This is a genomic window from Pseudomonas ogarae, assembly GCF_014268695.2.
In the GTDB taxonomy this organism is placed as follows: Bacteria; Pseudomonadota; Gammaproteobacteria; order Pseudomonadales; family Pseudomonadaceae; genus Aquipseudomonas; species Aquipseudomonas kilonensis.
The window spans coordinates 6,505,079-6,525,671 of the sequence record NZ_CP077086.1 but is presented as its reverse complement, the minus strand read 5'-3'; the positions used below and the strand labels follow the sequence as shown (position 1 = coordinate 6,525,671).

The following is a 20,593-nucleotide window of genomic DNA, read 5'->3' as shown; positions in this document are numbered from 1 at the left end:
GCTCGCGATGCTTTTAGCGGCTGGCGAGCAACGCCTGGCCGCGCACTACGGCTGCCTTGACCTGCGCCGGCGCGGTGCCGCCGATGTGGTTACGGGCATTGACCGAGCCTTCGAGGGTCAGCACGGCAAACACGTCCTGCTCGATCTGGTCGCTGAACTGGCGCAGTTCGTCCAGGCTCATTTCCGCCAGGTCCTTGCCACTGTCCACGCCGTACTTCACGGCATGGCCGACGATCTCATGGCAGTCGCGGAACGGCAGGCCACGGCGCACCAGGTAATCGGCCAGGTCCGTGGCGGTGGAAAAACCGCGCAGGGCCGCTTCGCGCATCACTGCGTGCTTGGGCTTGATGGCCGGGATCATGTCGGCAAAGGCTCGCAGCGAGTCGCGCAAGGTGTCGGCGGCGTCGAACAGCGGTTCCTTGTCTTCCTGGTTGTCCTTGTTGTAGGCCAGCGGCTGGCCTTTCATCAGGGTCAGCAGGCCCATCAGTGCGCCGAACACCCGGCCACTCTTGCCCCGCACCAGTTCCGGCACGTCGGGGTTTTTCTTTTGCGGCATGATCGAACTGCCGGTGCAGAAGCGGTCCGGCAGGTCAATGAACTGGAATTGCGCACTGGTCCACAGCACCAGCTCTTCGGAAAAGCGCGACAGGTGCATCATCGCGATGCTCGCGGCGGCGCAGAATTCGATGGCGAAATCGCGGTCCGAGACGTTATCCAGCGAGTTGCCGCCCACGGCGTCGAAACCCAGCAACTGCGCGGTGTATTCACGGTCGATCGGGTACGTGGTGCCGGCCAGCGCGGCGCTGCCCAGGGGCATGCGGTTGGTGCGCTTGCGGCAGTCCACCAGGCGCTCGTAGTCGCGGCTGAGCATTTCGAACCAGGCCAGCATGTGATGCCCAAACGTTACAGGTTGGGCGGTTTGCAGGTGCGTGAAGCCCGGCATGATGCTCTCGGCTTCGCGCTCGGCTTGCTCCAGCAGGCCTTTTTGCAGGCGAGTGATTTCGGCCAGGATCAGGTCGATCTCATCGCGCAACCACAGGCGGATGTCGGTGGCGACCTGGTCGTTGCGGCTGCGGCCGGTGTGCAGTTTCTTGCCCGTCACGCCGATGCGGTCGGTCAGGCGCGCTTCGATGTTCATGTGCACGTCTTCAAGGTCGACGCGCCAGTCGAACTGGCCGGCCTCGATTTCAGTCTCGATGGTCTTCAGGCCGTCGATGATGCTGTCGCGCTCGGCATCGGTCAGCACGCCGACCTTGGCCAGCATGGTGGCGTGGGCGATCGAGCCCATGATGTCGTGGCGATACAGGCGCTGGTCAAAGTTGACGGAGGCGGTGAAGCGGGCGACGAAGGCGTCGACGGGTTCACTGAAGCGGCCGCCCCAGGACTGATTGGTCTTGTCAGTGCTCATGAATTCGCTCGTGATCGGCTGTGGAAAAAGTAGCGGTTAAAGGCTGCGGCGGATGATAGCAGGGTTGCCGGGACTGGCGCTGGCACTGGTCGGCAGGTTTTTTCGATAGAACCCTGGGATCCAACCGGGTTTTCCCGCAACGATATTTTTCGATTGAGCAATATCGTCGTGGCAACCGTCTACAGTGGACTGTAGGACTTTTGCTTTTTCCACCCATGGCGCAGCGGATACAGATAAGAAGGGGGTGCTCATATTGGTCAGATCGACAGTTAACAATCCCTACGGCGACGCCGTGCGACAACGGGCCTCGGGCATCGGTCGGCAAGCGCTGGTAAAGATAGGCAACCGCCTCGCGGCACTTTTTGGCCCTCGAACGAGTCTTAGCGTGGATCGCGGTGACGGATGTCACTTCCCCTGTCTACGCTATCCTTGTGCGAGACTCACGCAGGAATCCAGCGCAATATGAATGTCCTGATCGTTGATGACGAACCACTGGCCCGCGAGCGCCTGAGCCGAATGGTTGGCGAGCTCGAGGGTTACAGTGTCCTGGAGCCGAGCGCCACCAATGGCGAAGAGGCATTGGCCCTTATTGACAGCCACAAGCCGGATATCGTGCTGCTCGACATTCGCATGCCAGGGCTGGACGGCCTGCAAGTGGCGGCGAAGTTGTGCGAACGAGAGTCGCCACCCGCCGTGGTGTTCTGTACCACCCGGGACGACTTCCCACCCGAGGTGTTGCAGGCCGGTGACGTGGGCTACCTGGTCAAGCCAGTGGCGGCCGAGGCGTTGCTCGAAGCCTTGCGCAAGGCTGAGCGGCCCAACCGTGTGCAACTGGCGGCGTTGACCCGTCCGGCCGCCGAAAGCGGTAGCGGCCCGCGCAGCCATATCAGTGCGCGTACCCGCAAAGGCATCGAGCTGATCCCGTTGAACCAGGTGGTCTACTTTATAGCCGACCATAAATACGTGACCCTGCGCCATGAGAGTGGCGAGGTGTTGTTGGATGAGCCACTCAAGGCTCTCGAAGACGAGTTCGGCGAGCGTTTCGTACGCATCCACCGCAACGCCCTCGTGGCTCGCGAGCGCATCGAGCGTTTGCAGCGTACGCCCCTTGGGCATTTCCAACTGTTCCTCAAGGGCCTCAATGGCGATGCGCTGATTGTCAGCCGGCGGCACGTGGCCGGCGTGCGCAAGATGATGCAGCAGCTTTAGCGCGGCGGGTCCAAGGCGTTCCATACGTTTCATTTCGAGGAGTTGGCGGCCAGGGAGGCCTTGGGGTCGTGATTCAAATCAAAGCGGTTTTGGCTGAGCTGTTATTATCTGCCGTATCTTTTAAGTACGGATTGATCCATGTCCCCTCGCGAGATCCGCATCGCCACCCGTAAAAGTGCCCTGGCCCTCTGGCAGGCCGAATACGTCAAAGCCCGCCTGGAAGCGGCCCATCCCGGCCTGATCGTGACCCTGGTGCCCATGGTCAGTCGTGGGGACAAGCTGCTGGACTCGCCGCTGTCGAAGATCGGCGGCAAGGGCCTGTTCGTCAAGGAACTGGAAACCGCGTTGCTGGACAACGAAGCCGACATCGCCGTGCATTCGATGAAAGACGTGCCCATGGACTTCCCCGAAGGCCTGGGCCTGTTTTGCATCTGCGAGCGGGAAGACCCACGCGATGCGTTCGTCTCCAACACGTTTTCCAGTCTTGAAGCACTGCCTGCCGGGAGCGTGGTCGGCACTTCCAGCCTGCGTCGCCAGGCACAGTTGCTGACTCGCCGCCCGGACCTGCAAATCCGTTTCCTGCGCGGTAACGTCAATACGCGCCTGGCCAAGCTCGATGCCGGTGAGTACGACGCGATCATCCTCGCCGCCGCCGGCCTGATCCGCCTGGGCTTCGAAGATCGCATCACCTCGGCCATCAGCGTCGACGACAGCCTGCCGGCCGGTGGGCAAGGGGCGGTGGGCATCGAGTGCCGCAGCGCCGACAGCGACATCCACGCCCTGCTGGCGCCGCTGCATCATGAAGACACCGCCACGCGGGTGTTCGCCGAACGTGCCCTCAACAAACATCTCAATGGCGGTTGCCAAGTGCCGATCGCCTGTTACGCCGTGCTGGAAGGCGAACAGGTCTGGTTGCGCGGCCTGGTGGGGGATCCCAACGGTGGCCGGCTGCTCAGCGCCGAAGCCCGGGCACCGCGCCACGATGCCGAGGCGTTGGGCGTGCGGGTGGCCGAGGACCTGCTGAGCCAGGGCGCTGCCGACATCCTCAAGGCCGTCTACGGCGAGGCCGGCCACGCGTGACGGGCTGGCGGCTGCTGCTCACCCGGCCGGCGGACGAGTCCTCGGCGCTGGCGGCTGTCCTGGCAGAAGCGGGGGTCTACAGCAGCAGCCTGCCCTTGCTGGATATCGAGCCGATCCCGCTGTCCGATGCCGGGCGGGCGATATTCCAGGCGCTGGACCAATACTCTGCCGTGATCGTCGTCAGCAAACCTGCCGCACGCCTGTGCGTCGAGTTGTTGCGCCAATACTGGCCCCAGCCTCCAGACCAACCCTGGTTCAGCGTGGGTGCGGCCACCGGACAGATTCTCAGCGATGCCGGCCTCACGGTGTTTTATCCCGATAACGGCGATGACAGCGAAGCCTTGCTGGAGCACTTGGTCTTGCGCCAGGCTGTTGCGCGGCCCGACCCCAAGGTGTTGATCGTTCGGGGTGAAGGCGGGCGTGGCTTGCTGGCAGAGCGTTTGCGCGAGCAAGGTGCTAGTGTCGATTATCTGGAATTGTACCGCCGCCACTTGCCTGATTACGGCGAAGGGGCGTTGCCGGCGAAAGTCGAAGCGGAACGCTTGAACGCACTGGTGGTCAGCAGTGGGCAGGGCTTCGAGCATCTGCAACGGCTGGCCGGCGATTCGTGGCCGGCCCTGGCGCGGTTACCGTTGTTTGTTCCAAGCCCAAGGGTTGCCGAGATGGCGCGTGCCGCCGGGGCCCGAACAGTTGTGGATTGCCGTGGTGCCAATGCTGCGGCTTTGCTGGCGGCGTTACGGGAACACTCCGTGCCGTTTTCTAATGCAAAGGATGGATACGTGAGCGAAACAGCCTTGCCAAAAGAAGATCTAGACCAGCCAGCGATCGATGCGCCGGTTGAAACCCCGCCCCCAGTGGCGCCGCGCCGCGGCAACGGGCTGGCCGTTGTTGCCTTGCTGCTCGGCGCCGCTGGCGTGGCCGTGGGCGGTTGGGGCGTGTGGCAGGTGCGTCACCTGCAAACCAATAACCAGCAGCAATCCGCCCAGGTCCAGGCGCTGAATGATCAGGCCCAGAGCCTCAAGCTCAACGAGCAACGCCTGAGCGAGCGCCTGGCGCAATTGCCCCCGGCCGGAGAGCTGGAGGAGCGGCGGCGCCTGGTAGCCCAGTTGCAAAGTGACCAGCAGCACCTGAACCAGCGCCTGGAGACCGTGCTCGGTGCCAGCCGCAAGGATTGGCGCCTGGCGGAGGCCGAGCACTTGTTGCGCCTGGCCAGCCTGCGTCTTTCCGCCCTGCAAGACATCAACAGTGCCCAGGCGCTGGTGCAGGGCGCTGACGAAATCCTGCGCGAGCAGAACGACCCCGGTTCGTTCGCCGCCCGCGAGCAACTGGCCAAGACCCTCGCCGCATTGCGCAGCACCGAACAACCGGATCGCACCGGGCTGTTCCTGCAACTGGGCGCCTTGCGTGACCAGGTCCTGGACCTGACCGAGCTGGCGCCCGAGTACAAGGACCGTGGTGAGTCGCTTTTGGGCCTGACCGCCGATGGCGATGGTGCCAGTCGTTGGGCACAGTGGTGGGACCAGATCTCGCGCTATATCCGTATCGACTTCAACGCCGATGAGAATGTTCGTCCGCTGCTGGCCGGGCAAAGCCTTGTGCAAGTGCGCCTGGCCTTGAGCCTGGCGCTGGAGCAGGCGCAATGGGCCGCCCTCAATGGCCAGGCGCCGGTGTACACCCAGGCGCTGACTGAAGCCCGGGACGTGTTGAAGAACAACTTCAACCAGGACAACCCGCAAAGCAAGATCATGCTCGAACGCGTGGGTGAGCTGTCCAAGCAGCCGGTGACGGTGGTCACCCCGGACCTGACGGGCACGCTGAACAGCGTCCAGGCTTACCTTGAGCGCCGCAACCTCAATGCCCAGGAATCGGTCAAGCCGCTGCCCGCGCCTGGCGCACAGGAGGCCACGCCATGAAGCGTCTCTACGTGATTCTGTTCGTGGTCATCGCTGCCGCTGCCTTGCTGGGCGTGGCGATTGCCGAGCATTCGGGTTACGTGCTGGTGGCGTACAAGAACTTCCGTTATGAAGCGGGCCTGTGGGTCACCCTGGCCCTGGTGGCGGTGCTCTGGCTGGTGTGGCGAGGCCTGCGAGCGCTGATCGGGCTGGTGACCACGTCCAGCGGCGTGGTCAACCCGTGGTCGCGGCGCAACCGCAGCCGGCGGGTGCAAGTGGCGATCGAGCACGGCCAGTTGGACCTGGCCGAAGGTCGCTGGGCCAGTGCCCAACGACACCTGCATCGTGCCGCCGAAGCCGAGCGCCAGCCGCTGCTGTATTACCTCGGTGCCGCCCGTGCGGCCAACGAACAAGGTCTCTACGAACAGAGCGACAGTTTGCTCGAGCGCGCCCTGGAGCGTCAGCCCCAGGCGGAACTGGCCATTGCCCTGACGCACGCGCAACTGCAGACCGATCGCGGTGACACCGACGGCGCATTGACCACGCTGCAGGCCATGCATGAGCGTCATCCCCATAACGTCCAGGTCCTGCGCCAACTGCAACGACTGCATCAGCAGCGTGGCGACTGGTCGGCGGTGATCCGGCTGTTGCCGGAGCTGCGCAAGGACAAGGTCCTGCCGCCGGCTGAGCTGGCTGAACTGGAACGTCGCGCCTGGGGCGAAAACCTCAGCCTGGCAGCCCACCGTGAGGAGGACGGCAGCGTCGGGTTGCAGTCGCTCAATCGCGCCTGGCAACAACTAACCTCCGCGCAACGCCAGGAACCGGCGCTGGTGCTGGCCTATGCCGAGCAATTGCGTCAGTTGGGGGCCCAGGTCGAAGCCGAAGAGGTACTGCGAAGTGCGCTCAAGCGTCACTATGACAGCCATCTGGCGCGCCTGTACGGGTTGGTGCGTGGCAATGATCCGATCCGCCAGTTGCAAGCGGCCGAAGGTTGGCTCAAGGACCACCCGGCCGATCCAAGCCTGCTGCTGACCCTGGGGCGCCTATGCCTGCAGAACAGTTTGTGGGGCAAGGCGCGGGACTATCTGGAAAGCAGCTTGCGCGTCCAACGCAACCCCGAAGCCTGTGCTGAACTGGCGCGATTGCTGGCGCAACTGGGAGATGCCGAGCGCAGCAACCAGTTGTTCCAGGAGGGGCTGGGGCTGTTGGATGAGCGTTTGCTGGCCGCGCCGTTGCCGGTTCCGGCTCAGGTGTTGTCCACTTGAGAGGGGCATGACTCATTCTTGAAAATGGTATGAATCATTGTGGCGAGGGAGCTTGCTGTGGCGAGGGGATAAATCCCCTCGCCACAGTTAAGTGCTGTCCTTGAATAAGGGGGGAAATACAGCTCCGGTTTTGGGGCTTTGGTCATGGCTTCAGTAAAGTCCTACAGCCCATCGCGCTGAATCCTCTTTGGCCTGTCGGGAATTCCCTACATCCCTGGTGAAGTGTCTGCGCTGGCCCGCCTTGAAAGGCCCGAGGGCTTTCCTCTACCGTAACTGCTTGTCTCTTCTGTTACGGAACCGCCATGTCTTTGGCCAGCTCACGCTTCTTGTTTCTCATGGCTTCCATCGCCGCAGCCCTGGCTTTGGGCATCAGCACTTATCTGGAATATTCGGTCGGCCTGACACCTTGCAGCCTGTGTGTCTTGCAGCGGTTGTGCCTGATGCTGTTCCTGGCGAACAGCCTTGTGGCATGCGTACACGGTCCAGGCCAAAGAGGCAGTCTCTTCTATGGTGCGACAGGGTTGGTTTTTGCGGCGGGGGGAATGACCCTGGCATGGCGTCAGGTCTTGATGCAAAGCCATTCGTTCGAGCCGTTTCCTGATTGTATTGCCCAGCCCAAGCTGATGGATTCGTGGTGGTGCGCGTTGCATCGTGTCCTCGACGGCGCCATCGATTGCGCGAATATCACCTGGACACTGTTCGACCTGAGTATCCCCGAATGGAGCCTGTTGTTTTTTCTCGCGGTGTCCAGCGCGATGACCTATCTGCTACTGCGCCTTGCCTGGAGTGCTCTGGTACGACCGCTCAGCGGCGATACGTCGCAGATGGTCCGGGCCGTGGATTAAACACTTGTATGAACTTTATCTCCTGCGTACCTTGAAGCCATTGTCGTGCGGGCATAATCTGGCCCGCACGTGTTATTGGAATTGTGCCGCTCGATCATGTTGTGTCTGGCTTGTCCCTGGTCATCAGGCGTGCACAGGCTGCGAGTGGCATGACTCACAAGGGAAGAAATCACCATGCTCGAAAGTTGTCAGAATGCTCAGGAACGCTGGGGTGGGGTGCATCTGCTGATCGATCGCTGGTTGCAGGAGCGTCACGAACTGGTTCGGGCCTATGATGCCCTCGGCGATAAGCCTGAAGCTCTGAGCGAAAGCCGCAAACCCCTGCAGGAGTTCTGCGGTGTGCTGGTCGACTATGTGTCTGCCGGTCATTTCGAGATCTACGAACAACTGACGGGCGAGGCCAAGGCCTTCAACGACAAGCGCGGCCTGGAACTCGCCGAGCAGATCTACCCACGCATCGATGTCATCACCGAAAAGCTGCTGGCGTTCAACGACCTGTGCGATGAAGGCAAGTGCGTAGCGGAAAAATTCAAGGAACTGGGCGGCTTGCTGCACGAACGTTTCGAACTGGAAGACTGCCTGATCGAAGTGCTGCACAACGCTCACAAGGAAGAAGCCGCGGTCCAGGCCTGAGGGTTTCGCGGTCATGAAAAAACGGTGCGCATTGCGCACCGTTTTTTATTGGGCCAGCGTCAGGTCGTCGCGCCCAGCAACTCGATTTCAAACACCAGTGGCGTGAACGGCGGGATCACATCTCCCGCCCCTTCGGCGCCATAGGCCAGGGTCGATGGAATCACCAGCCGCCATTTTGCGCCTACCGGCATTTGCGGCAATGCACTGCGCCAGCCGTCAATCACGCTGTCGAGGTTGAACCACTGCGCCTGACGGTTGGAATCGAATACGGTGCCGTCCGGCAAGCGACCGATGTACAGCACCTGGACCTTGCCGTGAGGACCGGCCTTCGCGCCGTGGCCTGGCTTGATTTCGGTCAGCAGGATGCCGTCTGCGAGTTGCTGGACACCGGGCCGGTTCTTTTCTTCGTTGAGAAATGTCTGCTCCGTTTTCAACGCGGCTTCGATCTGCGGCGTTGTCGATGGCGAGTTCAGTTGCGCCTGGTGCTCGGCGAGGATCTGTTCGATGCGTTCATCCTTGAGGGCCAGCGGCTTGCCCAGATAGGCCTGTTGCAAGCCTTCGACCAAGGCTTTGATCTGCAGGTCCGGCACGTCCTGGCGCAGGCGTTCGCCGAGGCTGGCGCCCAGGCTATACGCCAAATCGTGGGCCTCGTTTGCGCTGGTTTTTTCAGCGGCCTGGACCGTGGAGCAAGCCAGGCACAGGAATAAAAACAGGTGACGCGACATGTGTGCTCTCCGGCCTCGAATCGAGGAATTATGCCAGTGCCGATATCTGTAGAGGTGGATTGCCAAGGCACTGGCGCAGAAGATTTTTCGTCCCTTGCAACGCAACGTCTTGTGTACTGTCAACATGCCCTAGCGGCGGTTGAAGCAGAGGTCTAGTATGAGCCGCACTCACGTCAGTCAGGAGGTAAACCATGTCGGCCACCAAGAAGCCTGTAAACACTCCGTTGCACTTGCTCCAACAACTCTCGGGCAGCCTGCTCGAACATCTGGAAAATGCCTGCTCCCAAGCCCTGGCTGATGCTGAAAAACTGCTCGCCAAACTGGAAAAGCAACGCGGCAAAGCGCAGGAAAAACTGCACAAGTCGCGCACCAAATTGCAAGACGCAGCCACCGCTGGCAAGGCCAAGGCACAAGCCAAGGCCAAAGAGGTCGTGAAAGAACTCGAAGACCTGCTCGACGCCTTGAAGGATCGTCAGTCCGAGACCCGCACCTACATTCTGCAACTCAAGCGTGATGCCCAGGAAAGCCTGAAACTGGCCCAGGGTGTCGGTCGCGTGCAAGAAGCTGCTGGCAAGGCGCTGACGCTTCGTGCTGCCAAGCCTGCCGCTGTATCGGCCAAGAAGCCGGCGGCTAAACCCGTAGCGGCAAAAGCTCCGGCCAAAGTCGCTGCCAAGCCTGCTGCCAAACCGGTCGCTGCCAGTGCTGCAAAACCTGCGGCAAAAAAACCAGTCGTCAAAGCGGCGGCCAAGCCTGCCGCAAAAACGGCGGCCGCTAAACCTGCTGCCGCCAAGCCCGCTGTAAAAGCTGCTGCTAAACCAGCCGCTAAACCTGCGGCAAAAGCTGTCGCCAAACCTGCCGCTAAAACCGCCGCTGCAAAACCTGCCGCGACGAAAACCGCTGCCGCTAAACCGGCTGCCAAAGCGACGGTAAAAGCCACTGCAAAACCTGCTGCCGCCAAACCAGCAGCGAAGCCTGCGGCAACCAAAACGGCTGCGGCCAAGCCCGCTGCGAAAACGGCTGCCAAGCCAGTGGCTGCCAAAGCCCCCGCCAAAGCGGCGGCTAAACCCGCTGCCAAACCGGCTGTGGCCAAGCCTGCTGCTGCGAAGCCAACGGCTGCCAAACCAACGGCTGCCAAACCAGCCGCCGCGAAGCCCGCTGCCGCCAAACCAGCCGCCAAGCCCGCAGCGAAACCGGCCGTGAAAAAGCCAGCCGCCGCAAAACCTGCGACTGCACCAGCTGCCAAGCCAGCGACACCGGCTCCGACTGCGGCACCGGCTCCAACCGCCAGCACTCCGGCCGCGGCGACCAGCCCATCCGCCGCCGTTGCGCCGAGCACCAGCAGCACCCCAACCAGCGCTTCCTAAGTGCCGGACACCGCGACGCGCAGCTGATGCAGCGCGTCGCGGCTCGCTGGTCCGGCATTCGCCGCCAGCCCTTGCAGCCATTGCGCTGAATCGTTCTGTTGTGCCCCGGGCCAATCCTTGGCCAGCGCTTCCAAGCGCTCCAGCAATTGCCGTTCGGCTGCCAACTCCAGTTGCTTGACCTGCTCGCGCAGGCTATCGAGTGCCGTGTCCTGGAGGGCGCTGGTTTTCCATTGGCTGCGTAGCGTGCGCAGTGGTCGCACCACCTCGGCATCCCAAGGCTCGGCCAATCGTCGAAGCTGCTGCAGCCTGTGTTCATTGCAGGCCACGCCGCGCTGCGCCAGCCACAGGCCACAAAGCAGCAGGCAGACATTGGCGCCGGCGTCTTGTGACGCCAGGCAGGCAGGCTCTACGCCAGGCTTGGCATAGAGGTCGAGGGAAAAGCTCCACAGGTCTGGGGACATCGTGCTACTCGCGCCAGTTGCGAGCGAAGCTGGTAGACTCCGCCGCCATTATGATCCGACTTCAGAACCTGACTTTACAGCGTGGCCCGCAACGTCTGCTAGAAGACGCCGAGCTGACCCTGCACGCCGGCCACAAAGCCGGCCTCATCGGTGCCAACGGCGCCGGCAAATCGAGCCTGTTCGCCTTGCTGCGAGGCGAGCTGCACCCGGACTCGGGTGATTGCCTGTTGCCGGCTGATTGGCGCATCGCCCACATGCGCCAGGAGGTCGACACCCTCGAGCGCCTGGCGGTGGACTACGTGCTCGATGGCGACCTGCGCCTGCGCCAGGTGCAACGTGACCTGGCTGCGGCCGAAGCGGCCCATGACGGTGCCGCACAGGCCCGCCTGCATGCGGAACTCGACAGTGCCGATGGCTACACCGCCGATGCCCGTGCGCGCAAATTGCTCGCCGGCCTGGGCTTTACCAATGAGCAGATGGATCGCCAGGTCGGGGACTTCTCCGGTGGCTGGCGGATGCGCCTGAACTTGGCCCAGGCCTTGATGTGTCCTTCGGATCTGCTGTTGCTCGATGAGCCGACCAACCACTTGGACCTCGACGCCATCATCTGGCTCGAAGACTGGCTCAAGAGCTACCCGGGCACGCTGCTGCTGATTTCCCACGACCGTGATTTCCTCGACGCGGTGGTGGATCACGTGGCCCATGTCGATCAGCGCAAGCTCACCTTGTATCGCGGCGGCTACAGCGCCTTCGAGCGCGCGCGTGCCGAACGCCTGGCCCAGCAACAGCAGGCCTACGAGAAGCAACAGGCGCAACGTGCGCACATGGAAAGCTACATCGCCCGCTTCAAGGCCCAGGCCACCAAGGCCCGCCAGGCTCAGAGCCGGATCAAGGCGCTGGAGCGGATGGAAGAGTTGTCGGCGGCCCACGTCGATTCGCCGTTCGATTTTGTTTTCCGTGAATCGACCAAGATTTCCAGCCCGTTGATCGACCTGTCCGACGCGCGCCTGGGCTACGGCGACAAGACCGTGCTGGAGAAGGTCAAGCTGCAACTGACCCCGGGTGCGCGGATCGGTCTGCTGGGCCCCAACGGTGCCGGCAAGTCGACCCTGATCAAGAACCTTTCCGGCGAACTCGAGCCTCTGGCCGGGCGCCTGACCCGAGGCGAGAACACTGTCGTCGGCTATTTCGCCCAGCATCAGCTCGACTCCCTGGATTCCAAGGCCAGCCCGCTGTTGCACCTGCAGCGCCTGGCACCGACCGAGCGTGAGCAGGTCCTGCGCGATTTCCTCGGCGGTTTCGATTTCCGCGGGGCGCGCATCGACGAGCCGGTGTTGAATTTCTCCGGTGGCGAAAAGGCGCGCCTGGCGCTGGCGTTGATCGCTTGGGGCCGGCCGAACCTGTTGCTGCTCGACGAACCGACCAACCACCTGGACCTGGAGATGCGCCTGGCCCTGACCATGGCCTTGCAGGAATTCAGCGGTGCGGTGCTGGTGGTGTCCCACGATCGGCATTTGCTCAAGAGCACCACGGATAATTTCTTCCTGGTGGCTGACGGCAAGGTCGAGGAATTCGACGGCGACCTGGAAGACTACGCCCGTTGGCTGGTGGAATACCGTCAGCGCAACGCGCCGGTCAGCAGCACGCCGGTCAACCCGGACAAGACCGACAAGAAAGCCCAGCGCCAGGCCGCCGCCGCATTGCGCCAGCAACTGGCGCCGCACAAGCGTGAGGCCGACAAGCTCGAAGCCGAGCTGGGCAAGCTGCATGAAAAACTGCGAAAGATCGAAACCAGCCTTGGCGACAGTGGTCTCTACGAGGCAGCGCGCAAGGATGAGTTGCGCGACCTGCTGGCCGAGCAGGCCAAGCTGAAGGTTCGGGAAGCGGAACTCGAGGAGGCGTGGATGCAAGCGCTGGAACTGCTGGAAAACCTGCAAGCGGAGCTGGAGGCGTTGTCCTGATGGAAGCGTTGGCGTTGCCTATACCCGTCATGTGGATCGAGCCGATCTGGCTGGGCGTGCAAATCCTGCTGATCCTGCTGGCCGGTTATGTCGCGCAACGTGTCGTGGCGCGGACCCTTACCGGCCTGGGTGAGCGTTACCCGTTCCCACCCCAGTTGATCATTATCCTGCGGGGCGTTCTGCGCTGGCTGATCATGGGCAGCGCCGTGCTGGTGGTGCTCGAACGCCTGGGCGTTTCGGCCACGGTGCTGTGGACGGCATTGTCGGGTTTCGTCGCGGTGGCAGCGGTGGCGTTCTTTGCCATCTGGAGCGTGCTGTCGAACCTGCTCTGCGCCGTTTTGATCTACACCGTCGGACCGTTTCGCCTGGGTGATGTGGTCGAGTTGGTGGACACCACCGACAAGCCCGGCATCAAGGGACGCGTGGTAGCGATCAACCTGCTGTACACCACCCTGATCGAACCCGAGGAACTCGGCACCGGCAGCGCCATGGTGCAGGTGCCCAACAGCCTGTTCTTCCAGCGTTCGGTGCGGCGCTGGCGCGGCAGCGAGGCGTTTCCGGTGGGTGGTTTCGTCGAGTAACGCCAAGGGCCGCTGCGCGGCCCAGCGGGAGCAAGCTCCCTCGCCACGGTGTTCATACCGGCTTATGTGCTTGTGCAAAAAAACGGTGGTCAACGGCCTGGCGGCGCATTAGCTTAGTCGTTTAGACGAATTCGAGCCGGGGAGTGCAATGGTGCTGGAAACATGGCTGGCGTTTTTCGCTGCGTGCTGGGTGATCAGTCTTTCGCCGGGCGCCGGCGCTATTGCATCGATGTCCAGCGGGCTGCGCTACGGCTTCTGGCGCGGTTACTGGAACGCCTTGGGCTTGCAATTGGGCCTGGCGTTGCAAATCGTGATTGTCGCCGCCGGGGTTGGCGCGATTCTCACGGCCTCGGCCACCGCGTTCTATGCGATCAAATGGTTCGGCGTGGCCTACCTGGTCTACCTGGGTGTCAAACAGTGGCGAGCCATTCCCGCTGACATGACCGACGATGCGGGCCCGCGGCCCATCGGCAAGCCCTTGGCGCTGGTGTTTCGCGGCTTTCTGGTCAATGTCAGCAACCCCAAGGCGCTGGTGTTCATGCTGGCGGTGTTGCCGCAGTTCATCAATCCCCATGCGCCGTTGATCCAGCAATACCTGATCCTGGGCGTGACCATGATCGTCGTCGATCTCATCGTCATGGCCGGGTACACCGGGCTGGCGTCCAAAGTCCTGCGGCTGTTGCGCACCCCGAAACAGCAACGGCGAATGAACCGTGCCTTCGCGGGTATGTTCATTGGCGCGGCGGGTTTGCTCGCGACGATCAGAAAGGCCGCTGCATAAAGCACGGCCTGCGGCGAGGTAGCTTTTGTAGGTGGCTTTTGTGGCGAGGGAGCTTGCTCCCGCTCGGTTGCGCAGCGACCGCAAGATCTTAGGGCCGCTTCGCAGCCCAGCGGGAGCAAGCTCCCTCGCCACAAAAGCAAAAGCATCCAGCTCATCACAAAAGCAAAAGCACTCAGCTCATTACAAAAGCAAAAGTATCCAACTCGCCACAGAAGCAGCTGAACATCTACCCGACGGTATGACTCAACGCAAAATCACCGGCGCCGTATCCCGAGGCAGGTTATTGCGCTGTACCGGTTCGCTGGGTTGTTGGTAGCTCGGGCCGCCGAGCTGTTCGCTCAGTTGCCGCGCCACGTCTTCACCTAAAGCCTTGGACACTTCGCGCACCACCCGTGGACGATTGAGGCTGATGCGCGCGTCCCGGTGGTTCAACAACTTGGTGTCCTGGCCTTCGCCCATGGCCGTAAAGGCCGAGGTGATTTCGTAGGTCTTGGTGTTGATCAGGCTGAAGTCCGCCACCAGGGTCAACGCCAACACAGCCGAGTAGCTGTCGGTATTGGCCAGCTCGTTGATGTCGCGGGTGAAGTCGATGTCCGAGACCGTGCCGAACAGCACGTAGTCGGCACCCTTGAAGTTACCGGCCTTGATGCGCTTGATCACGTCATAGACGTCGCCCTTGGACGCCGCCGTGTAGGGCGTGCCCTGGGTCAGCTGGAACATCCCGCTGCGCAGGATCTCGCCCTTGATGTCGCCGGTGAACTTGCGCAGTTCGCCCTGCTCGATGTAGCTGCTGGTGGCTTCCATCTCGTCGTAGCTCGAGGAGGCGCTGGCGCTGTAAGGGTTCGCCTGGAAGTTGCTCTGCGCTGAAACGGTGTGGATGTACTCCTCCACCCGCTCCTGGTACGCAAGGTCGGTGACTGCGACTTTCGGGGCCGCCTGCGCGCCAAATGCGCAGGCCAGGGCCATGATGCCTATCCATGTGCGCATGGCTTAACGCTCCGTGGTCTTGCGGATTTCTTTTTCGTCCATCCACTCGGCCAGACCGCTTTCGACGTCGATCAATTGCAGGCTGAATTTGTAGAAGACGTCCTTGTAGTCGCTGCTGCGCTTGACGATCGAGCTGATGGAGCCTTCGAGACGGTACTTGGCAGCGATCATGTTGCCGGTCTTGGCCACGGTGCTTTTCTTGTACAGGCCGCTCTGGTTCTGCAGCTTGAGCTGGTCGACCTGGCTGTCCATGGCGGTGTTGTCGCTGGCAAAACGGGCAGCCCCGGTCTTCATCAGCTGGGTCTTGATGCTGGTGGTGATTTCGCGGGTGTCGATGTATTCGCTGGTCTTGTTCTTCACGTCATAGACCTGGACCACCGGGCGACCCTGCAGGATGCCGGACTGGGCCAGGGAGCGAGTCATGGACTCGGCGATCATTTGCAGGTCGGTGGAGCCGAACTCGTTGGTCACGGTTTCCACGGCCTTGGTGTCGCCGTAGCTGATGTTCTTGTTGCCCAGGACCGGCGAGTTGTTGGCACAGCCGCTGACCAGCAGGGCGGCGAGGGCGAGGGATGAAATGCGTACGAACATGTGGGTGCTCTCAAATTGCTGCATAAAGGGTTTTTGTGGCGAGGGGATTTATCCCCGTTGGGCTGCGTAGCAGCCCCAAAAAACTGAATGAAATCTACCTGACATACCGAGTCCGTCGGTTTGAGGGCTGCTGCGCAGCCCAGCGGGGATAAATCCCCTCGCCACAGGTCTGGTGTTGGCTTGACCGACCGGGATCAGGCTCAAGGGGTATTGATTTCCAAACGGAAATCCACCGCCTTGGGGGTCGGTGCGATGGCCGGCAGGAAGCTGGTCTGTTCGCCGTACAGCGTCAGGCTTTTCCAGGTTTCTTCCTCGGCGATCGGAAAGCCTTCCGGCCCCAGCCAGGCAAAGCGGTAATACATCGTCTTGTTGTTGTAGCTGGTGTTGCTCAGCTGCACGTTGACGGTCATGTAGCCGTTTTCCCTGGCCACGCGCATGGCGCCGACCACGATGTTCTTGGTCTTGCCCATCGCCACGACCTTGCTGGCGGCGCTGCCCGGCTGCGGTGGCGGCGGGGTGGCGCAACCGGCCAGCAAGGCCAGGGCGCCGACGGCGATCAGTTTTAAACGCATGTGAACAAGACTCCGTTCTTAAGGTTGCTTGAGGGCAATGGCGGTCGGGTTGGCGCTTGGCATCACCTGGGCAGCCAGGCCACCGGCGAACACTTGGTTACCCACCGCCCGCAGGGTGATGACCTGGTAGCGCTGGTCGACGGTGACCTTGACCACCGAGCCGCCCACCGAGCTTGGCAAGGTGACCTGATGCTCTCCTTTCTTCAGGCGCAGGCGCACCACCTGGGTGTAGTCGGGCAGGGTGCGCCAGGTCCGGGTGTCGGCTCCTTCGAGTACCGCCGAGGTAAGACCCACGGCCAGGCCGGCCAGGGGGTTGGTTTCGTTGATCTGCTTTTGCGCCACGCCACGGCTGACGGCGCGCACGGTGGTGCGCAGGATGATGCCCGGCATGTCGTCGCGCAGGGCCCGGCGGGACATGGCGGTGGTGCTGTTGAGCTGGGTCAGGTCCAACTGACGACCGTCCACACCGATCTGGCCGAAAGTGGCCGTGGAGGTATCAGGCTTGATCAGCGGGAACGACAATGGCGTGATGACCAGGTTGCCGCTGATCGGCAAAGGCAGGGGAATGCGGATCGAATCCCGGGATGGTGCCAGGCCACTCTGCACCACGATCAGGATGTCGCTGTCATCGTTTTTGGCGGCAGGCTTGTCGAGGTTGAGCAGGGCCTGCTCCAGCAGCGGCGTGTTGGGGCGCAGTTCGGCGGCCTTGCGGTAACCCGGTGCGGCGAGGTCTTTTTCACCCAGGGCTTCATAGACGAAGCCGGCCAGGTAGTGGCTGAACGCGCTCTGGTAACTGTTCTTGAGGCCGACCACTTCCGGGGCGTCGAGGCTGGCCACCGGGTAACCCTGGAGATCCTTGTATTCGGTCTTGACCCCTTGCTTCTCGGCGTCTTCCTCGCGCTTGAGGTATTCCTTGTCCCGCAGGTCGGCGATCACCGCTTCGCGTTCGTGGGTCTTCTTGATCTGGGTCCGCGCCCCGTCGAAGTCATTCACTGCCAACAGGTTCAGGGCCATCTGCGTGGTCAGCATGACCTTTTCGTAATCGTAGCCTTCGTAGCGGCGGACTTTATCGTTGACCAGGAAGCTGCCGAACTGGGCCAGGTACTTGGCCGTGTCGAGCTTGACCGCGTCTTCCCACTGACCAACCTGCTGATCGGCGCTGGTCCAGGCCGTCTGGCTGCCAGACAAGTCACCCTTGGCGCGCAGCAACTCACCTTTCTCGAAGTAATACAGCAGGTCCTTGTCCTGGCTGGTGTTGTTCTTTTCCAGCAGGGTCAATGCGCCGTCGACGTTGCCGGAAGCCAGCTGCTGGTTGGTCTGGGCCAATTCGCTGTCGTAGTTGCGAAAGGCCGAGCAGCCGGACAACAAGGTGATCGCGCCGAGGGCGACCGAAAAAACGGCACGGGATGCCATGAACATTTCTTCCCTGAGTAACAGCCGGGGTGTGCGGGTCGGGCTGGAGCGATCCCACGGACAAGCGTCGGGACGCTGCCGGTTCCTCATAAAAAGAGGAGCTTTTATGCCGTCTAATAATAAGAAGGCGGCGGGATTATAAACATGGCGCTTGGCTATGTAATGGCTTTTCAATCTCGAAATGCCTTTTTTGTGACATCACCTCCAAAGCATGAAAATCCGATGAAAATCGGCCCCCGAAACACATCGGCCCTTGAGCCAAAGCCATTGGAAGTGAACAATGTGTTACTTCTTATTACCAACCGAGAGTCATTCATGACTGTGCCGTTCCGTTTCCTGGCCTGGCTTGTGCTGCCATTGCTTGCGCTATGCAGCACGTCGCTGCTGGCCGATACCGTCGAGAGTGCCCCCCAGGCGCTGCATTTGCTGGATTACATCGGGGCGGATTATCCGGCAACGGTCGAGGCGGGCAAGGTCATCGACGACGGGGAATATCGCGAGCAGCTGGAATTTACCCAGGTGCTGGAGGGGTTGGTCGCCGGGCTACCGGCCAAGCCGGAAAAGACTGAGCTGGTCCAAGGCATCGGCACCTTGCGCAGTGCGATCACCCAGCGCCAGGAGGGCGGCGACGTCGCGCGTCTGACGCGGCAACTGGGGGCCAAGCTGGCGGTGGCGTATGAAGTCAGCCAGGCGCCGGTTATCACCCCTGATCCCACCCGTGGCGCGCCGCTGTATGCACAGAATTGCTCGGTGTGTCACGGTGCCAGCGGTGCCGGCGACGGTCCTGCCGGTGTTGGCCTGGAACCGCCGCCGTCCAACTTGCGAGACGCCCAGCGCCTGGATCGCCTGAGTCTCTATGCGATCTACAACACCCTCGGTATGGGCATTGAAGGCACCGACATGCCGGCCTTCGCCGATCAGCTCGACGACCGTCAACGCTGGGACCTGGCGACCTATATCGCCAGTTTCAGCGCCGACCCGGCCGCCGCCAAAAGTGAACAGGTCTTCAACCTCGCTGACCTGGCGCGCCAGACCCCGGCCGAAGTCCTCGCCGCGCAAGGCCCCGCAGCGGCGGCGACATTCCGTGCCCAGCGTGCCCAGCCGCCGCAGGTGCAACGTGGCCCGGCGCAGTTGCTCGACTACACGGCGGCCACCCTGGATAAAAGCATCGCGGCGTACCGTGCCGGTGACCACGACCAGGCCTACGATCTGTCGGTAGCCGCTTACCTGGAAGGTTTCGAGCTGGTGGAAAGCTCGCTGGATAACGTCGACGCCAGCGTGCGCAAGGACACCGAAAAGGCCCTGATGGCCTATCGTCAGTCGTTGCAGGATGGTTTGCCGGTGGAACAGGCGGTACAGCGCCTGGACGCGGCCAAGGCCAAGTTGAAGGAGTCAGCCGGCCTGCTGGGCGGTGATGGCTTGAGCTGGTCGCTGAGCTACATCTCCGGGTTGCTGATTCTGCTTCGCGAAGGGCTGGAAGCGATCCTGGTGCTGGCGGCGATCCTGGCGTTCCTGCGTAACACCGGCCAGCAGTCGGCGGTGCGCAGCGTTAACGTCGGTTGGGGCCTGGCGCTGTTGGCTGGCCTGGCGACCTGGGGGCTGGCGGCGTATGTGATCGACGTCAGCGGCGCCCAGCGCGAGCTGCTTGAAGGCGCGACGGCGTTGTTCGCCAGTGTGATGGTGCTGTGGCTGGGTGTGTGGATGCACGACCGTCGCCACGCAGCGGCCTGGCAGGACTACATCAAGAGCAGCCTGGTGGGCGGCGGTGGGCGTTTTGGTTTTGCGATCCTGGCGTTCTTCTCGGTCTATCGCGAACTGTTCGAAGTGATCCTGTTCTACGAAACCCTGTGGCTGCAAGCGGGGCCCGCCGGGCACAACGCGGTACTGGCCGGTGGCGCGACGGCGCTGGTGTTGCTGGTGGGGCTGGCCTGGGTGATCCTGCGCGGCTCGGCGAAACTGCCGCTGGCGCTGTTCTTCAGCATCAATGCCGCGTTGCTGTGCGCGCTGTCGGTGGTATTCGCCGGTCATGGCGTGAAGGCGTTGCAGGAAGCCGGGATTTTCGGCACCCATCCGGTGGCGTTCTTCGACTTCGACTGGCTGGGCATTCATGCCGATGCCTATTCGCTGGCCGCTCAAGTGGTGGCGATCCTGGCGATTGTGGTGCTGTATGGGCGCAGTTGGGTGGCGGATAAGCGTCGTGTCCAGGTTTCCTGAAAAGCATTCGCTGCGCTCATAATCGCGGGCAAGCCTTGCTCCCACACAAGCTTTTCTCCCACAGGCTATGGGAGCAAGACTTGTGGGAGCAAGGCTTGTGTGGGAGCAAGGCTTGCCCGCGATGCTTTTAATCTAGAGGAAACCATTCAATGCGCGTATGGATCGACGCCGATGCCTGCCCCAAGGCGGCGAAGGAACTGGTGGTCAAGTTCGCCTTGAAGCGCCGGTTCGAGGTGGTGCTGGTGGCCGGTCAACCGCAGATCAAGCCTGGACTGGCCTGTGTGAAGCTGATCGTGGTGCCCAGTGGCCCTGACGCGGCGGACGACTACCTGGTGGAGCACGCCGAACCGGGTGAACTGGTGATCTGCAGCGACGTGCCCTTGGCCGACAGGTTGGTGAAGAAAGGCGTTGCCGCGCTGGATCCGCGGGGCAAGGAATTCGATGCGCAGAACATGGGCGATCGGCTGGCGGTGCGCAACCTGTTCACCGATTTGCGCGAACAGGGCCATATGGGCGGCGGCCCGGCGGCGTACAGCGAGCGGGACAAGCAGGGGTTTGCCAATGCGCTGGATCGGATCCTGACGCGCCTGGCCCGGATTTCCTGAGTCTTG

The 20,593-nt window shown here is 62.2% G+C and carries 20 protein-coding genes and 2 pseudogenes; 14 read left to right on the top strand and 8 right to left on the bottom strand.

Annotated features, from left to right (window positions below; translation table 11 throughout):
- Positions 1-13 precede the first annotated feature (13 nt).
- Both argH and HU749_RS28995 read right to left on the bottom strand, forming a co-directional pair.
- Positions 14-1,408, bottom strand: a complete 1,395-nt coding sequence (argH, locus tag HU749_RS29000) for an argininosuccinate lyase (protein ID WP_186649348.1) — start codon at positions 1,406-1,408, stop codon at positions 14-16.
- Positions 1,409-1,444: 36 nt separating this feature from the next.
- Positions 1,445-1,660, bottom strand: a complete 216-nt coding sequence (locus tag HU749_RS28995) for a hypothetical protein (protein ID WP_139381097.1) — start codon at positions 1,658-1,660, stop codon at positions 1,445-1,447.
- A gap of 64 nt (positions 1,661-1,724) precedes the next feature.
- Here HU749_RS28995 and HU749_RS29745 point away from each other — a divergent pair.
- From HU749_RS29745 to HU749_RS28965, 8 genes and pseudogenes are all read left to right on the top strand, one after another.
- Positions 1,725-1,874, top strand: a pseudogene (locus HU749_RS29745) (sensor histidine kinase); the annotation flags it as partial.
- Positions 1,871-2,617, top strand: coding sequence for a LytR/AlgR family response regulator transcription factor (locus HU749_RS28990; RefSeq protein WP_014340814.1), 747 nt, complete (start codon positions 1,871-1,873; stop codon positions 2,615-2,617). The pseudogene HU749_RS29745 and the gene HU749_RS28990, both read left to right, overlap by 4 nt.
- 138 nt (positions 2,618-2,755) lie before the next feature.
- Positions 2,756-3,697, top strand: a complete 942-nt coding sequence (hemC, locus tag HU749_RS28985) for a hydroxymethylbilane synthase (protein WP_046065757.1) — start codon at positions 2,756-2,758, stop codon at positions 3,695-3,697.
- Positions 3,694-4,440, top strand: a pseudogene (locus tag HU749_RS29345) (uroporphyrinogen-III synthase); the annotation flags it as partial. The gene hemC and the pseudogene HU749_RS29345, both read left to right, overlap by 4 nt.
- Before the next feature lie 36 nt (positions 4,441-4,476).
- Positions 4,477-5,610, top strand: a complete 1,134-nt coding sequence (locus HU749_RS29340) for a uroporphyrinogen-III C-methyltransferase (protein ID WP_225919190.1) — start codon at positions 4,477-4,479, stop codon at positions 5,608-5,610.
- Entirely contained in the window at positions 5,607-6,854 is a 1,248-nt protein-coding gene (locus HU749_RS28975; RefSeq protein ID WP_079303039.1) for a heme biosynthesis protein HemY, read from the top strand. The genes HU749_RS29340 and HU749_RS28975 overlap by 4 nt, the downstream gene beginning before the upstream one ends.
- A gap of 302 nt (positions 6,855-7,156) precedes the next feature.
- Positions 7,157-7,699: a disulfide bond formation protein B gene (locus tag HU749_RS28970; RefSeq protein ID WP_079303038.1), complete on the top strand. Its 543-nt coding sequence runs from the start codon at positions 7,157-7,159 to the stop codon at positions 7,697-7,699.
- A 174-nt stretch (positions 7,700-7,873) separates the two neighbouring features.
- Positions 7,874-8,332 (top strand): Rsd/AlgQ family anti-sigma factor, encoded by a 459-nt coding sequence (locus tag HU749_RS28965; RefSeq protein ID WP_003206770.1) that lies wholly within the window; start codon positions 7,874-7,876, stop codon positions 8,330-8,332.
- Between the two features lie 59 nt (positions 8,333-8,391).
- Here the strand turns inward: HU749_RS28965 and HU749_RS28960 are convergent, their stop codons facing one another.
- Positions 8,392-9,057 carry an FKBP-type peptidyl-prolyl cis-trans isomerase gene (locus tag HU749_RS28960; protein ID WP_095961899.1) on the bottom strand — a complete coding sequence of 222 codons (666 nt, stop codon included), beginning with the start codon at positions 9,055-9,057 and terminating at the stop codon, positions 8,392-8,394.
- Positions 9,058-9,248: 191 nt separating this feature from the next.
- On the opposite strand from HU749_RS28960, the gene HU749_RS28955 reads away from it, so the two are divergent.
- A complete protein-coding gene (locus tag HU749_RS28955; protein ID WP_095974007.1) occupies positions 9,249-10,421 on the top strand; it encodes an AlgP family protein in 1,173 nt (390 codons plus the stop codon).
- Here HU749_RS28955 and HU749_RS28950 read toward each other — a convergent pair.
- Positions 10,418-10,882, bottom strand: a complete 465-nt coding sequence (locus tag HU749_RS28950; protein ID WP_046065753.1) for a TIGR02444 family protein — start codon at positions 10,880-10,882, stop codon at positions 10,418-10,420. The two genes, HU749_RS28955 and HU749_RS28950, sit on opposite strands and share 4 nt — an antisense overlap.
- Before the next feature lie 50 nt (positions 10,883-10,932).
- Between HU749_RS28950 and HU749_RS28945 the strand changes: the two genes are divergently transcribed.
- From HU749_RS28945 to rhtB, 3 genes are all read left to right on the top strand, one after another.
- Complete coding sequence (locus HU749_RS28945; protein ID WP_186649344.1) at positions 10,933-12,843, top strand: ATP-binding cassette domain-containing protein; 1,911 nt, start codon at positions 10,933-10,935, stop codon at positions 12,841-12,843.
- Entirely contained in the window at positions 12,843-13,424 is a 582-nt protein-coding gene (locus HU749_RS28940; protein ID WP_079303034.1) for a mechanosensitive ion channel family protein, read from the top strand. The genes HU749_RS28945 and HU749_RS28940 overlap by 1 nt, the downstream gene beginning before the upstream one ends.
- A gap of 148 nt (positions 13,425-13,572) precedes the next feature.
- Complete coding sequence (gene rhtB, locus HU749_RS28935) at positions 13,573-14,205, top strand: homoserine/homoserine lactone efflux protein (protein ID WP_046065751.1); 633 nt, start codon at positions 13,573-13,575, stop codon at positions 14,203-14,205.
- Between the two features lie 243 nt (positions 14,206-14,448).
- Here the strand turns inward: rhtB and HU749_RS28930 are convergent, their stop codons facing one another.
- The 4 genes from HU749_RS28930 to HU749_RS28915 all read right to left on the bottom strand — a co-directional run bounded on the left by HU749_RS28930 (position 14,449) and on the right by HU749_RS28915 (position 17,768).
- Positions 14,449-15,192: a penicillin-binding protein activator LpoB gene (locus tag HU749_RS28930; RefSeq protein ID WP_186649342.1), complete on the bottom strand. Its 744-nt coding sequence runs from the start codon at positions 15,190-15,192 to the stop codon at positions 14,449-14,451.
- Positions 15,193-15,195: 3 nt separating this feature from the next.
- Entirely contained in the window at positions 15,196-15,783 is a 588-nt protein-coding gene (lpoB, locus tag HU749_RS28925; protein WP_003177333.1) for a penicillin-binding protein activator LpoB, read from the bottom strand.
- 200 nt (positions 15,784-15,983) lie between these two features.
- A complete protein-coding gene (locus tag HU749_RS28920) occupies positions 15,984-16,355 on the bottom strand; it encodes a YcfL family putative periplasmic lipoprotein (RefSeq protein WP_046065750.1) in 372 nt (123 codons plus the stop codon).
- Between the two features lie 18 nt (positions 16,356-16,373).
- Positions 16,374-17,768: a COG3014 family protein gene (locus tag HU749_RS28915; RefSeq protein WP_046065762.1), complete on the bottom strand. Its 1,395-nt coding sequence runs from the start codon at positions 17,766-17,768 to the stop codon at positions 16,374-16,376.
- A gap of 315 nt (positions 17,769-18,083) precedes the next feature.
- On the opposite strand from HU749_RS28915, the gene HU749_RS28910 reads away from it, so the two are divergent.
- Both HU749_RS28910 and HU749_RS28905 read left to right on the top strand, forming a co-directional pair.
- Positions 18,084-19,982: a cytochrome c/FTR1 family iron permease gene (locus tag HU749_RS28910; protein ID WP_186649340.1), complete on the top strand. Its 1,899-nt coding sequence runs from the start codon at positions 18,084-18,086 to the stop codon at positions 19,980-19,982.
- 149 nt (positions 19,983-20,131) lie between these two features.
- On the top strand, positions 20,132-20,587 hold the full coding sequence (locus tag HU749_RS28905; protein WP_079303032.1) for a YaiI/YqxD family protein: 456 nt from the start codon (positions 20,132-20,134) through the stop codon (positions 20,585-20,587).
- Positions 20,588-20,593 lie beyond the last annotated feature (6 nt).